At 33.3% G+C, this 13,525-nt stretch carries 19 protein-coding genes; 10 read left to right on the top strand and 9 right to left on the bottom strand.

Annotated features, from left to right (window positions below; genetic code table 11):
• Positions 1-12 precede the first annotated feature (12 nt).
• The 6 genes from comGC to BUC25_RS09950 all read left to right on the top strand — a co-directional run bounded on the left by comGC (position 13) and on the right by BUC25_RS09950 (position 2,207).
• On the top strand, positions 13-321 hold the full coding sequence (comGC, locus tag BUC25_RS09975; protein ID WP_073201711.1) for a competence type IV pilus major pilin ComGC: 309 nt from the start codon (positions 13-15) through the stop codon (positions 319-321).
• A 3-nt stretch (positions 322-324) separates the two neighbouring features.
• Positions 325-765 carry a competence type IV pilus minor pilin ComGD gene (gene comGD, locus BUC25_RS09970; protein WP_073201710.1) on the top strand — a complete coding sequence of 147 codons (441 nt, stop codon included), beginning with the start codon at positions 325-327 and terminating at the stop codon, positions 763-765.
• A complete protein-coding gene (locus tag BUC25_RS09965) occupies positions 749-1,093 on the top strand; it encodes a hypothetical protein (protein ID WP_073201709.1) in 345 nt (114 codons plus the stop codon). Before comGD ends, BUC25_RS09965 begins: the two co-directional genes overlap by 17 nt.
• A complete protein-coding gene (locus BUC25_RS09960) occupies positions 1,044-1,493 on the top strand; it encodes a ComGF family competence protein (RefSeq protein ID WP_084543435.1) in 450 nt (149 codons plus the stop codon). Before BUC25_RS09965 ends, BUC25_RS09960 begins: the two co-directional genes overlap by 50 nt.
• Positions 1,462-1,824 (top strand): hypothetical protein, encoded by a 363-nt coding sequence (locus BUC25_RS09955; protein ID WP_073201707.1) that lies wholly within the window; start codon positions 1,462-1,464, stop codon positions 1,822-1,824. Before BUC25_RS09960 ends, BUC25_RS09955 begins: the two co-directional genes overlap by 32 nt.
• A gap of 140 nt (positions 1,825-1,964) precedes the next feature.
• Entirely contained in the window at positions 1,965-2,207 is a 243-nt protein-coding gene (locus tag BUC25_RS09950; protein ID WP_073201706.1) for a DUF2626 domain-containing protein, read from the top strand.
• Positions 2,208-2,249: 42 nt separating this feature from the next.
• Here the strand turns inward: BUC25_RS09950 and BUC25_RS09945 are convergent, their stop codons facing one another.
• Positions 2,250-2,873 carry an MBL fold metallo-hydrolase gene (locus tag BUC25_RS09945; RefSeq protein ID WP_073201705.1) on the bottom strand — a complete coding sequence of 208 codons (624 nt, stop codon included), beginning with the start codon at positions 2,871-2,873 and terminating at the stop codon, positions 2,250-2,252.
• A 149-nt stretch (positions 2,874-3,022) separates the two neighbouring features.
• Here BUC25_RS09945 and BUC25_RS09940 point away from each other — a divergent pair, with 149 nt between their 5' ends.
• Complete coding sequence (locus tag BUC25_RS09940; protein ID WP_073201704.1) at positions 3,023-3,202, top strand: DUF2759 family protein; 180 nt, start codon at positions 3,023-3,025, stop codon at positions 3,200-3,202.
• A 737-nt stretch (positions 3,203-3,939) separates the two neighbouring features.
• Here the strand turns inward: BUC25_RS09940 and BUC25_RS09935 are convergent.
• The 4 genes from BUC25_RS09935 to BUC25_RS09920 all read right to left on the bottom strand — a co-directional run bounded on the left by BUC25_RS09935 (position 3,940) and on the right by BUC25_RS09920 (position 8,681).
• Positions 3,940-5,823, bottom strand: a complete 1,884-nt coding sequence (locus BUC25_RS09935; RefSeq protein ID WP_073201703.1) for an LTA synthase family protein — start codon at positions 5,821-5,823, stop codon at positions 3,940-3,942.
• A gap of 157 nt (positions 5,824-5,980) precedes the next feature.
• Positions 5,981-6,964 carry an ROK family glucokinase gene (locus BUC25_RS09930; RefSeq protein WP_073201702.1) on the bottom strand — a complete coding sequence of 328 codons (984 nt, stop codon included), beginning with the start codon at positions 6,962-6,964 and terminating at the stop codon, positions 5,981-5,983.
• Positions 6,965-6,971: 7 nt separating this feature from the next.
• A complete protein-coding gene (locus BUC25_RS09925) occupies positions 6,972-7,169 on the bottom strand; it encodes a YqgQ family protein (protein WP_073201701.1) in 198 nt (65 codons plus the stop codon).
• Between the two features lie 57 nt (positions 7,170-7,226).
• Positions 7,227-8,681, bottom strand: a complete 1,455-nt coding sequence (locus BUC25_RS09920) for a spore germination protein (protein ID WP_073201700.1) — start codon at positions 8,679-8,681, stop codon at positions 7,227-7,229.
• 105 nt (positions 8,682-8,786) lie between these two features.
• Here BUC25_RS09920 and BUC25_RS09915 point away from each other — a divergent pair, with 105 nt between their 5' ends.
• Positions 8,787-9,656 (top strand): hypothetical protein, encoded by an 870-nt coding sequence (locus BUC25_RS09915; RefSeq protein WP_073201699.1) that lies wholly within the window; start codon positions 8,787-8,789, stop codon positions 9,654-9,656.
• Between the two features lie 116 nt (positions 9,657-9,772).
• Here the strand turns inward: BUC25_RS09915 and BUC25_RS09910 are convergent, their stop codons facing one another.
• The 4 genes from BUC25_RS09910 to rpmG all read right to left on the bottom strand — a co-directional run bounded on the left by BUC25_RS09910 (position 9,773) and on the right by rpmG (position 12,497).
• Complete coding sequence (locus BUC25_RS09910; RefSeq protein ID WP_073201698.1) at positions 9,773-11,320, bottom strand: rhomboid family intramembrane serine protease; 1,548 nt, start codon at positions 11,318-11,320, stop codon at positions 9,773-9,775.
• A gap of 74 nt (positions 11,321-11,394) precedes the next feature.
• Positions 11,395-11,571 carry a hypothetical protein gene (locus BUC25_RS19360; RefSeq protein WP_170862674.1) on the bottom strand — a complete coding sequence of 59 codons (177 nt, stop codon included), beginning with the start codon at positions 11,569-11,571 and terminating at the stop codon, positions 11,395-11,397.
• Between the two features lie 54 nt (positions 11,572-11,625).
• Complete coding sequence (locus BUC25_RS09905; RefSeq protein WP_211619569.1) at positions 11,626-12,201, bottom strand: 5-formyltetrahydrofolate cyclo-ligase; 576 nt, start codon at positions 12,199-12,201, stop codon at positions 11,626-11,628.
• A 146-nt stretch (positions 12,202-12,347) separates the two neighbouring features.
• Complete coding sequence (gene rpmG, locus BUC25_RS09900; protein ID WP_073201696.1) at positions 12,348-12,497, bottom strand: 50S ribosomal protein L33; 150 nt, start codon at positions 12,495-12,497, stop codon at positions 12,348-12,350.
• 162 nt (positions 12,498-12,659) lie between these two features.
• Between rpmG and BUC25_RS09895 the strand changes: the two genes are divergently transcribed.
• Together BUC25_RS09895 and BUC25_RS09890 are read left to right on the top strand one after the other, a co-directional pair.
• Complete coding sequence (locus BUC25_RS09895; protein ID WP_073201695.1) at positions 12,660-13,010, top strand: hypothetical protein; 351 nt, start codon at positions 12,660-12,662, stop codon at positions 13,008-13,010.
• Positions 13,011-13,034: 24 nt separating this feature from the next.
• Positions 13,035-13,517: an endolytic transglycosylase MltG gene (locus BUC25_RS09890; RefSeq protein ID WP_073201694.1), complete on the top strand. Its 483-nt coding sequence runs from the start codon at positions 13,035-13,037 to the stop codon at positions 13,515-13,517.
• The last annotated feature ends 8 nt before the right edge of the window (positions 13,518-13,525 follow it).

The following is a 13,525-nucleotide window of genomic DNA, read 5'->3' as shown; positions in this document are numbered from 1 at the left end:
GGAGAATGTAAAATGAAAAACCAAAAAGGGTTCACTCTAATCGAAATGTTGATTGTATTAGCTGTAATTAGTATCTTACTGATTCTGATTGTGCCAAATTTAGCTGATAAAAGTAGTCAATTAAATGAAAAAGGCTGCGATGCTTTACTGCAAATGGTTGAAAATCAAGTGATTGCATACGAGATTGATAATGGTGAAAAGCCAACTGACCTAAGCGTTCTAGAGGGAGAATATGTCGATACTTTGGAATGTAATAATGGTGCAAGTATCATAGCAATAGTCGGAGATGACGCTTCCGATCTCGACATCGTTGATAACTAGGTAATGAAGTCTAATCAATCAGGATTCACTCTGATCGAATTATTAATAGCATTGGCTTTAACCTCGTTACTTCTTACCATTTCTTACAGTGCTTCCTTAAAAACATATGATTCGATTCAATACCATCAATTTATTGAAGAGTTTGATCAGGATTTGCTCTATTTGCAGCAGCTCGCTATGACCAAAAAGGAGAATTATTACCTTCATTTTGAAAGAGAGAATAATCGTTATCTTATTCGCAAAGGCGGACTAGGATCTAAAATATTAGTAAGAAATTACCCAAGTGATTGGCAAATAGAACTTGATACATTAAAGATGCCGATAAAATTTTCATCAAAAGGAAATTTTAGTGATCCAGGAACCATGAAGATAAAAACCAAAACAAGTGTGTACTTTATTACTTGTCCTTTTGGAAAAGGAAGATGTTATGATAAAAAAACGTAATCAAAGAGGATTTTATATGCTGGAAACACTTATTTCAACCATGCTTTTTTTCACTGTGTGCTTTACATTACTTCCCATCCAATATCATTTATTCCTAGAAAAGAAGATAATCCATGAAGAAACAGCAGTGATCTACTTTCTCTCCGAAGAACTACATAAAGCTCTGCTCTACCAACCCGATGAAATGAAATATATTTATCACGATGTAATTAGTACACCGATCACCATCGAATATACTTCAACACCACCACTATTAAAAGGATGTGTGACATGGATAAATGCTAAACAAACAAAACAAACGAAATGTCTTCATGGGAAATCAATCTGAAAATGGTTACATTATGCTAGAAGCGTTAGTTTCTATCCTTTTATTAATGATATTAATTTCCTGGTTATCACAATTTTATTTACTATGGAAACAAAGTGAAGAGAAAGAATTGCCAATGTTTAGTCATTTCCACCATATAATTGAATTAGAAACACAACTGTCTCAACAAGTATATGTGGCAAATAATCAGCTTCATTTTCTGCAAAACAATGGAGACATGGTAGTTATTTCACTGCATAATCATAAAATCCGTAGACAAGTTAATGAAAATGGTCATGAAGAATTATTGCGAAATGTTAGACAATTCAGAGTAACAGAAAATGATGCAGATATTAAAATATACATTTTGACAGATAGTGGTGAACAAATTGAAAAAACACTTTTTAAAAAGATGGAATAATGAAAATGGTTATATCTTCCCGCTAACTAGTTTTATCCTGTTAATCTTATTATTATTCACCCTCCATCAGGTACAACAATTTCAACATCAACTACAACATAATGAATTAAATAATGAACAGTATTACTTAGAAATGCTGTATCAAAAAGCTTATGCTTCCCTACATCAGGAAGTACTTGAAGAAACCTCTCCTCCCTTCCAATACACTTTTCCAGACGGAAATGTATCGATTCAATTATTTAATGTAGAAATTAATAGAGAAATTTATCAAATGGAACTAACAACAAATAAAGGTAGTTCACGTATAATTAATATTGAATTGGCAGAATGAAGGTATAAAAACAGATCTTTGTATACATATTATGAACAAATGAGTAAGAAATAAAATCATTGTATTAGAATAATTTACATTTTTGAAATACTCGTTTATAATATGTTTGATACATAGTGATTTTAGAAGGAGGGGGAGCAATGGATCGAGTTTTCCGTATGCTTGCTTTTTGGACAGGTATATTTACAGTGATGTTTTATGTTGGTGATATGGTAACCATGGCATATCTATTCTTAGCACAAACGATCTTTTTTCTAGGTGTTGGATTTTTAAAATTATCTGAAAGAATGTATATGTATTTATTCGGAGCTTATTGTACTGTTTTCTTTATTGGATTTACTTTCTATACCAACTTCATTCTTGTTCCTGGATTTGGACATTAAGGACTAAAACGCTCTGATCTAATGTGGATCAGAGCGTTTTATCTACCCTTTGCTAAATGGATTATTATTTTTTTCTTCTTTTATGTTCGTATTCGGACCGTGACCTGGAAATACTTCAAAATCATCTGCGAGCGTGTATAGTTGATCTTGAATACTCTTCTCCAACTGCTGGTAATTACCACCAGGCAAATCTGTCCTTCCTATTCCTCCCGCAAATAAACTATCCCCACCAACAACATAACGATCTTCCCTAAAAACAAATGCGACACCTCCTGGTGAGTGTCCGGGTGTATGTCTTACTTCTAACTCTATTGAGCCAAATCGATACTGTGATTTATCAAAATGATAATCTGCTCGCTTTGATCTTACTTCACCCATCCCAAACAAACTGGAGCCATTTAACTTAGGGTCTAGTAACCAATCATGCTCTATTTCGTGCAAATAAACAGGAATATCGAAATACTTTCTAATATCTTCTAATGCCCCAATATGATCAAAATGAGCATGTGTTAATAAAACAGCTTTTGGTACTACTCCTAACTCGGTTACTTTATTTATGATGGATTCACTATCACTGGCAGGATCAATTATAATAGCCTCATTTTGTTCAATAACTATATAACAATTTGTTGATAAGGGGCCTAACGTTAGCTTTTCAACTTTCATAAAGATAATACACTCCATTTCTTTTTAAGTTTTAATAGACAAATCATTACTTTTGTTTTAAAATAATAATGGATTAGCTATGTATACATATTATAATGATAATGGTTTATAATGAAAATGATATGTTCGCATGTAAGGGGGATTCAAAAATGGAATTAGGCTTTATTATTCTGATAGTAGCGATTCTATGTGTGATGGCCATTGTACGTGAATTCAAGGCTCAAAACATGTTTGGAGTAGCTTTTGCAGGTATATCTGCACTAGTATTTGGCTTCTTTTCTATCGCAACTTTATATTGGGAACTTATTCGTCCACTATTTGAAAGCTAAAAAAGACGCCACAACGGCGTCTTTTTTTGTTCTAGGTAAGAAGAGTCGCAACGTTTCTAGGCGTACACTCTTCCCTTTTCTTATCAAAAACTAAGAAAACAATGATTGTACATAAATATTTCTCTTAATCATATACGCATGGTGTATTAAATATATTTCCCGATATAGGGAAATATGCAACAGCTGATGTATTATTGTGTATAGCAACCGCTAAGGCACGCTCGCTTCCCTTTCCACGTTTTTTTCTCATCGGCTAACTTTAATAAGCAAAGAGCGCTTACCAAAGTGGATCTTCGTACAAAAACCATACCGTAGGAGTGGAAGAAAACGTCTACTCTAATATAATTCTACAACGCTACTATGATATATCATTATGTTAGGACACTACTCGTTTAAAATTACCACAATGCATATTGAGCAATATCTTCCTTATACACAAGAAAATCGCAGCAGGCCCGCTTAGAAACGTAGCGACTTCAGAATCAACTGAGAAAAGCGAGGCGATGATGACTTTCGCCTAAAGGCATAAGTGCGACTAAACCTTTGCTTTCCCCGATCGTCAAGTCTTCTTTATCATTGGGCGATTTCATGAAGTCGCGTAGTTTCTGGTGCTCGGAGCTAGACATGACGCCGCTTATATTCTATCTTTCCTCACAAGAAAATCCAAACGATTTTTCGAAGGTTTCGATAAATCGTTTGGATCTTATAAAGCTCATTTGTCCAAGCCTCTTTAAATTCTACTCATCACCAAAATCATAAAATCGGAATAGATCTCCGAAAATTATTTCATCTGAATAACCTAGTTCTTTCTCGACTTTATCTATATACGGTTTACATACAGATTCTTCACCTTCATCGTCTGATGCAGTGGTTGTATCTATTAAATCCCCAGTCTCACGTTCGTAACATTGATCTTTTGCATACACATAATCTTCTGTAATAAAACTACCGTCTCTTAACGCAATAAAGTCTTTACGGTCTTCAGAAAATAAATCTGTACCAAATGATAAGTCGTTACTTTGATCAATCCCTAGTAAGTTTAGAATTGTAGGCTTAACATCAATCTGACCAGATATCTTCGAAATTACTTCTCCGTCTTCACCAGGAATATGAACGTAAAATGGAACTCGTTGTAACTGCGTATGCAGATAATCTGTATATTCTGTATCCAAATATTGGCTCATAGCTTTTTTATGAAAATCACTTATACCATAGTGATCTCCCATTAATATAATAATAGAATCTTCGTACAAGCCGGTTTCCTTAAGGTTTGTGAAGAAATCTTCTACAGCCTCATCCGTATAACGAACAGTTTGAAAATACTGGTTTAACGTATTTGAATTGGAATCATATTTTTCAATTGTTGCATCTTCCTCATCCAAATCAAATGGGTAATGATTTGTTAAAGTAATAAACTTAGAATAAAAAGGTTTTTCCATTTGTTGCATATATTTCAGTGATTGTTTGAAGAATTCTTTGTCTTTTAATCCCCAGCCGACGGAATTCTCATCTGTCACTTCAAATGCATTAATATCATAAAAGTGATCATAACCAGTGTTGTCATACATTACATCCCTGTTCCAAAAACTTTTATTATTGGAATGAAATACAGACGTATAGTAACCATTGTTACCCAACATTTCTGGTAGTGAATGAAAATCATTCTGTGCATGAGTAAAATACACAGCACCACGTGGTGATGGATATAATGAGTTTTCGACTATAAATTCGGAATCAGAAGTCTTACCTTGTGCTGTTTGATGATAGAAATTTTCAAAATAGTAACTATCATCAATAAGATCATTCAAAAATGGCGTAACTTCTTCACCATTCATTGTATTATTAATCACAAATGACTGAACTGACTCTAGTGAGATAAAAATTACATTTTTATCTTTCGCCACACCGAACATTTCTTCGCTAACTGGCTTCGATGTTTCTTCTTTCATATAATCTGTGATTGCATTTAATTCATTTCCATCTGCAAAAACACGCTGTGCTTCAGATTTGGAATGTAAAACGGCATCATATATATGGTAATTAAATATACCAATATTCTTCACCAAATATTCTCGGTCAAATGTTCTCTGCAATAATTGTGGTCGTTCAATCTCTGCAAGTGTATAATTCCCTACTAAAAATAACACAGATAAAGAAAGAGCAAACCGCTTATATCTTTTAGTGAATGTTGCTGTTAATTCTTCTCCGTATTTTCTTGCCGCAATCCAAACGATCACTACATCTAAAAATAAAGCAATATCCCATAATTTAATTAATCCAAGAACACTGCCACCCAAATCAGCAGCATTGCTACCTTGGAATAGTAACGGTATTGTTATAAAATCAGAAAAGTTTCGATAAAATACAATATTAAAATATAAAATAAGTGACCCTAATAAAATACCGTATTTTATATACTTAAGTTGTCTTCTTTTGTTAAAGAATATACTTAGCATAAAAATAAAAAAGGCAGTTACAAATGGATTTATCAATAAAATGAATTCTTGCATACCATTATCTAATGAAATATTAAACACAAAACGGTAAACGATATATGTTTTTAATCCAAATAATAGTGCTGCGAATATATACAAAGGCATGTGCAGCTTTTTGTTAAACATTGATTATCCTCCTCAAAATGATAGAACCCTGTTATCTATCTCTCTCTATTAATTATAGACGATGAACATCACACAAAAGTTTCATAAATCTTAAAAAAGATTACAATTTATTTACATTATTCATTAAACCTTAATGTTAGACTAAATTTATTATAGTCTAATAGATGTTCAATCGTGAAAAATTACTATTTTGCAAAACTAAATATGCGCCTCCAAAAACGCCCGCATCATTACCTAACTCAGCTAAAACGAACTCACATGCTTCATTAGTACGCGGTAATGTGTATTTTTCGAATGCGTCTTTTAAAGGGGCTAACAATAGATTACCAGCTTTAGAAACGCCTCCCCCAATTACAATTTTAGATGGGTTCGTCGTAATCGCAATATTTGCCAAAGCGAAGCCTAAAACATCAAACACGTGATGCAACAATTGCTTCGTATCCTTATCACCTTCAGCAGCGATTTCAAATATATCTTTCGTTGTAATAGTTGTTTTGGCTTCTTTTCTCTTTTGTAATTTTGGCGCTTTCCCTTCTGCTAACATTATCTCAGCTTGGCGTACAATTCCTGTTGCTGAAGTAATGGTTTCTAAGCAGCCAGTCCTTCCACAATTACATGGCGCACCATTTTTGTCAACAGTGATATGACCAATTTCAGCACCTGTACCATTCGCACCACTGACGATCTTACCGTTTGCGATTATACCGCCTCCAACGCCTGTACCAAGTGTGACTGCTAACATGTTATCTACCTGATTTCCTGAACCCTTCCAATTCTCCCCTAATGCGGCGATGTTTGCATCATTGTCTACATATACAGCCAAACCTGATAAATCTTCTAAAATATTTTGCAAAGCAAAATCTTTCCAACCTATGTTGACTGCTATAGCTACCTTACCCGTTTCTGGATCAATAAAACCTGGTGCTCCAACTCCTAATCCTAAAACGCGACTTTTATCTATATTTAAATCTGTAAGTTTTTCTTTGATAGAAGTCCAAATATCCTGCGGGACAGAAAATCCTTTATTTTCTAACCTTGTGGATATTTCCCACTTGGCAATCATTTCCCCTTGAGTTGATATGATCGCATTTTTCACTGTAGTACCACCAATATCTACTCCTATTAATAAATCTTTGATCATTTTTGTTTCACCCTTCACCTAATTTTTCTCTTTCCCTTTTTATGAGCAGCCTACTTTTTATAAAATCATCTTTTGTGATCATCTTCACTTGATAAAGTTCATTAATTTCCTCTTCCATAAGGTCTAAATCAGCTGAACGATCACCTATATAGATGACCGTTCCAAATTTCAACAATAGTTTTTGTAAATCGTAAATACTTTCCATTTCATATCACCTAAGATATTATAACAAATGCCTTCATAAAATGAAACAGAAATCTTTTTATCGATCTGGGTCTTGTGGATTTAAAAATGACGGACGACTTTTATCATGTGGAATTGGTTGTCTGATTAACACATTAATAAATGCTTTAGCATCAAAAGGAATAAATGGCCAAAAATATCCCAGATAAAATGTTTTAAGTTGTGCTAAATATAGGACATAGAGGGTAAAACCTATTACAAAACCTTTCACTCCAAATATAGCAGTAACAATCAGAAGAATTATACGAGTGACACGATTAGCTAGGCTAAGTTCATAACTTGGTGTCGCAAACGTGCCCATAACAGCTACAGCAATGTATAATACCACTTCATTTGTAAATAAACCAACTTCTACTGCTATCTGTCCAATTATGATAGCTGAAACGAGTCCAAGTGCGGTTGCTAATGATGAGGGTGTATGAATTGCAGCCATTCGTAATACATCAATGCCTACTTCCGCTATCAAAAATTGTAATATTAACGGAACTAAACCTATTTCCAATGGGCCAATAAAAGCTAATTCGTCTGGTAACACTCCAGCTTCAGCAGACAACAAATAGTAAAATGGAAGTAAAAATATTGAAGCAAAGACAGCCATAAAACGTACCATCCGTAAATAAACTCCGATAAATGGTTTCTGTCGATATTCTTCTGCATGCTGCAAATGATGCCAAAATGTTGCAGGTGTTATCATTACACTTGGAGATCCATCAATCATAACTAAAATATGACCTTCATATAAATGTTCAGAGGCAGTGTCAGGTCTTTCCGTATAACGAATCGTAGGATAGGGATTCCACGTTTTCCCGCTTAAAAATTCTTCAATCGTCTTCTCTGCCATAGGTAGTCCATCCGTATCAATTTTATCTAAATGTTGTTTTAACAACTTTACCTTCTTCTGATCAGCAATATCTTCTAAATAACAAATGCAAATATCTGTTTTAGACCTTCTACCTATTGAAGTATATTCCATTCTTAAAGATCTATCTCTCACTTTTCTTCTGGTTAGTGCCGTATTAAATATAATGGTTTCGACAAATCCATCTCTCGAACCTCGCACTACCCTTTCCAGGTCAGGCTCTTCTGGTGCTCTAACAGGGTATGTTCGTGCATCAATCATGATAATTTTTTCAAGACCTTCCACAACTAATGCAGTGGGACCACCTAAAATTAAGTTTGAAGCTTTATTCAAATCTTTTTCTACATCTATTTCAACGTAGGGTATATACCTTTTGATCAATTGTTCAAGAGTGTTTTTTTCTAAATCGCCTTCTTCTAACTCTGCTAAAAAACGCATTAAATAATGAAGTATTTCATCTTTTACTAATCCATCGATTAAAAACAGAGCCATTCGTTTTCCTGCATACTCAACATCAAGATGGATGAGGTCAAAACTCTTATCTACCGACAAATAATCATGTATATATTGCACATTTGTATCATAGTTATGATACAAACGTTTCTCTTGATCCATCGTTATTCCTTCTTTCTAAAAGACTTTTTTTTAGTCTTCTCAATATAGTTGGTTTAATGCGGAAAGATTTAGGACAAGTAGCAACGCAATAAATGAGGGGTTTTAATGATAAAAAGACGAAAATTACATATTTTAACTTGCCTTCTAATGATGATGGTATTACTACTATTATTACTATCTCAACAGAGATCTGAAGAAACGATTAAGTATTTCCCTCTAGATTCTTCTATAGCTTTTACTTCAGCAGAAACGAAGTTGAATTTATTGCAGGAAACTGGAAATGATCAATATCAAGTCAAGTGGGAATCAAATAGTACATTGGATGATCCCATCTATTTAAGACAAGATATTTCAATATTGTTTATGGATGGTCGTTTAAAAGGAATTAAAGGATTGTGGAAAGAACAAGAAAAAAATATTAACCTTGAAGTAATATTTGAAGAGAGTGATAGCAGTCATTTTCAAGCAATAACCTTCCATCATGGTGAAGCTCATTATCCAAATGACGAAATAAAAAGTGTTCAGCAGATGACAACAGATCACTTGTATGTTATTGATTCTCCTTATACAGCATTAGAATCATTTCGATTGCCGTCTTCGCATTTACAAAAGGAATGGAAAGAAACTATTGATAGAACAACGAATCAACAACTTCAATTTGTATGGAAAGAATGGTTAAAAGTATCGAACATTAACTCAAATGATTACCAGTTATATTCATTAATAGATCTTATTCAACTAGAGAAACAACCGATAGAGGGATTGACTCTACACCAAACTAAACGCATTATTGGACAGCTTTGGGAAGGGTTGTATAAAAATTATATTTTACCAGTTGCCAACAAGCCTGAAACAAAGAATCAAATGATGCCTATCATACTGATTGATAAAAACCTTGACCACTTAATCGTATTGTTTACCAACGAAAGAAACGAAGTAGAGACACTTTACCAAAAACTATCTCTCGATAATTAATCATTTATTTAAACTTCTTCACAGGATATGAACTTCTCTTGGCAGGATAAGTTTACTTATCCCGTGAAGAGAACATTATATCCTGTTAAGATAATTAAATATCCCGCGATTTTAAATTAGGATGCTCTTTTTTGGATTTCATCGTAAAGCTTTTTGTATTCTTCGTTATTACTATTCAATTCAAGCAACTTATCGGCTGCAGATAATGCTTTTACATAATTTTCATTTTGCTGGTAGACCAATGCAAGATTATACCAAGCTTCTTCAAAATCAGGTTTTTGACTTACCGCTTTTTCCAAGTCTTCTTGCGCTAAATCAAAAGACTCTTGACGAATATTAGCAATAGATCGGTAAAATAATAATTCTGCAGAAAAGTCATCAGCATATGGCATTGATTCGTTTACGATCACTTTGATTGCCTGGTATTCTTGATCATCTAATAATTCCTGTATTCGCTGAAGTTGCAAAGTTTCATTGAATTGCACCTCGTCATTCGATAAACCAAAAGCTAACAAGCCAAGAACATAAAATAGGTATGCAATTATAGCAATACCTTGATGGATATATGCCTGATTTTTTGGAAACATAACGATGCCAGAAGCAATAAAACCAGCAATTAAACCTCCTATATGAGCACCGTTATCGATCTGTTGTACTGAAAATCCAAGCACTATATTTAGAAACACTATAAAAATAACATTAAGACCCATCGTTTTGAAAAAAACTCTAGGGTATTTAACTCCAAAAAACAACAAAGCGCCAAACAATCCAAATAACGTACCTGACGCTCCGGCTGCAATACTCGGATTCAAAGCAAAACTGGCCATGCCTCCAGCTGTTCCTGCTAAAAAATATATAATAAAAAACCGTATATTTCCATAAATTCTTTCTACTAATGTACCGATAAAATATAATGCGAGCATATTTAAAGCAAGGTGTAAAAACCCTATGTGCAGAAACATAGAAGTTATGAGTCTCCACCACTCGCCTTCCATCATGGCTATATTGTATTTTGCACCGTAATCGATTAATACTTCTGGATTCATGGAACCACCGGCATATTCGAGCAGAAAGAAAATAATAACATTGAGAGCAATAAGCATGTAAGACAGACGAGGTTTTCCTCTATTAAAAATTGCCAGGATTTCCTTTTCTGCTTCTTTATGTACGTGCTTGATCCGTTGCTTCAATAGCTGTGTGTGATATTCTATTTCCAAGATATTGTTTGGTACTTCTAAATCTGGAGATCCACTTAAATTGCTTCGCTCCACAAATCGGTCAATCTCTTCAGCATTTTCCCCATTTATATACACAAATGATTTATCACTTTTATTAGTATGTCCTTTTGAAGAAGCTAGTGCTTCCCAATTATCAACTGGTTCATATTCTGTTAAAAATATATGATGAAATGCGATATGTTTTTGAAATAATGGAATCTTAATTTTTTGAATTACTTGTTTTTCTATGTTTTTCACAGAAACAGAAAGATCCCTTTTCCAGTCATATTGCTTTAAAGAGACTCTAACAATATCTGTTTTTCTATTGTTGCTTTTCCATAATAAGTATTCTTCTTGAATGTTTGGAAGAGACAATAATTCAAATTGTTCTTTCTCCATCAAATGGAGTACTAATTTATTTTGCAAAAATTGTTTTTTAATAAACATGTAAGCACCATCCTTATTACTTTCCTAATGATACCATGAATCTTTCACATTAGAATAATAATAAGTTTACGCCATTACTTAAACATCGAGCCCATCAGTTTATTACGAATATAAGGTATTTTCATGGAGAACCGAACCCCGACTTTTCGTACAAAAGGAATTTTAAGTAACAGATTAATAAACGAATTACGAAACACTATAATAGTCGTCACAATTGCTGTAAAGATAAAAAACACGTTAGATAACTTCATAATAGATACGCCTCCTAATGTTAGTTATCTAAAGTATCTCTCTCATCTTTGATTTTATGTATGTTGACAATAAATTGTACCGAAATTTGTGACGATGAATTGAACAGGTATGTCATGGGATTCTTTAGTTAAAAAAGGTTGCATTTGAAAATCAGCTGCTAGTGACAGTGTTGGTCCCAGGTAATCAGCTAAGTAACGATCGTAATAACCTCCTCCATAACCGATTCTATATCCGTCCTTACTAAAAGCTACTCCAGGCACAATGATTAAGTCATGTCTATCTTTCTCTACAAACTTGTTAGAGCTCTCAATAGGTTCTTTTATATTTTTCCTAGTAATCTCTAGCCTATCACCAGGAGCATATTGATAAAACTTCATTGTATTAGTGTCAGAGTTACTTTTTGGGATGGTTATCGTCTTTTTTTGATCCCATGCTTTTTCAATAAGACGGGTCGTATCCCATTCTGTATCTTTTGAATGAGTCAGTCCAATAATATTGGCATTTTCCCAAATATTCAGATGGAATAGTCTCTTATAAATTGAATGTTGTATCTCCATTCTTTTTGATGAATTTTTCCATTTTAACAATATTTCCTTCCTCAATTGCTGTTTCTCCATTTTATTAATCACCTAAACCTCACCAAATTTATTATTACCAAAAGATAAATTTACTTGAGTAAATGTTAAATTTGTGCTCGTGTTAATGGAATGTAGCGAGCACATCGGATAATAAAAAACTCTTACCATTAGATGTGTGGTAAGAGTTTTTTGTTTCATTATTTTGTTTCACGGTGTAACGTATGTTTTTTTAAACGTGGGCTATATTTTTTAAGCTCCATACGTTCAGGATTTGTACGTTTATTTTTAGTCGTAATATAATTACGGTCACCTGTTTCTGTACAAGCTAAAGTAATGTTAACGCGCATGGTTTTCCCTCCAAACTAAATCATACATCTTCTTTTATTATCGAATCACTACCTAAAATATAATAGCAAATACCAACGCAAATTTCAAGTATATGTTTTATTGTAATGTTAAATATGGTATAACTATATATGTGGAAATTGGTTTTGATTAGGAGGAACGTCATGTTATACGCCGTATGTACTTTAATTATTATTGCACTTATTCTATGGATTGCATCATTTTTTATGCAGGATAAATTTAAGCAGATAGAAGATCAATTCGAACAGTTCTCGATTTCTTCATTACAGGAAACATATCAATTAAAGAAAAAAATTAGTGTGCTTGAAGAAGAATTATTGATGGACGATATGTCTATTCAACAATCCATCCATCCGAGTACGAATGCTTCCCAACAAACAACTATACTGAAGAGAATAAAAGAATTATATAATCAAGGTTATGAAACGGATTACATAGCTGAACAAGTAAATATGAATGAATATGATGTTATTTCAATTATTAAACAATTTTAATCTAGTAAAAAATGAGGGATTACATTGAAGCAATTCATTAGGGCTTTTTCACTTGGATTATTTGCAGCAACTATTATTATTGGTGCTGTTTATTTCATTGATAAACCTAGCGTTACGGTATCATCACCTACACTAGAAGATTCAATTCAGCAAATTGAAAATGAAGGTTACTATGTATTTGAAGAAGATATGAATGCAAAGATGAATGAGTTGAATGAACAGATAGATGAGTTAAAAAATAATGCTACTCATTCAGAACAAGCAAATGAAACTGCTGAGGAACAAGAGCCCGAACATGTTTCTATTGAAATTGAAGCTGGAATGACAATGCCAGATATAGTTGATCTTCTCGTCGAAAACAAACTAATCGCAGATGAAGAGAATTTTCTTAATTATCTGGAGGAGAATAGCTTAAGTCGGTATGTTCAAATTGGGGAGTTTACCTTAAATGAAACTATGTCAGCTGAAGAAATTGCAAATACTTTAACAAGACAAAATCAGGAGTAGTCAAGAAC

The sequence above is a fragment of the Gracilibacillus kekensis genome (genome assembly GCF_900143085.1).
Taxonomy (GTDB): domain Bacteria; phylum Bacillota; class Bacilli; order Bacillales; family Amphibacillaceae; genus Gracilibacillus; species Gracilibacillus kekensis.
The sequence above is the reverse complement of the archived record's forward strand: the minus strand, read 5'-3'. Positions and strand labels throughout refer to the sequence as shown.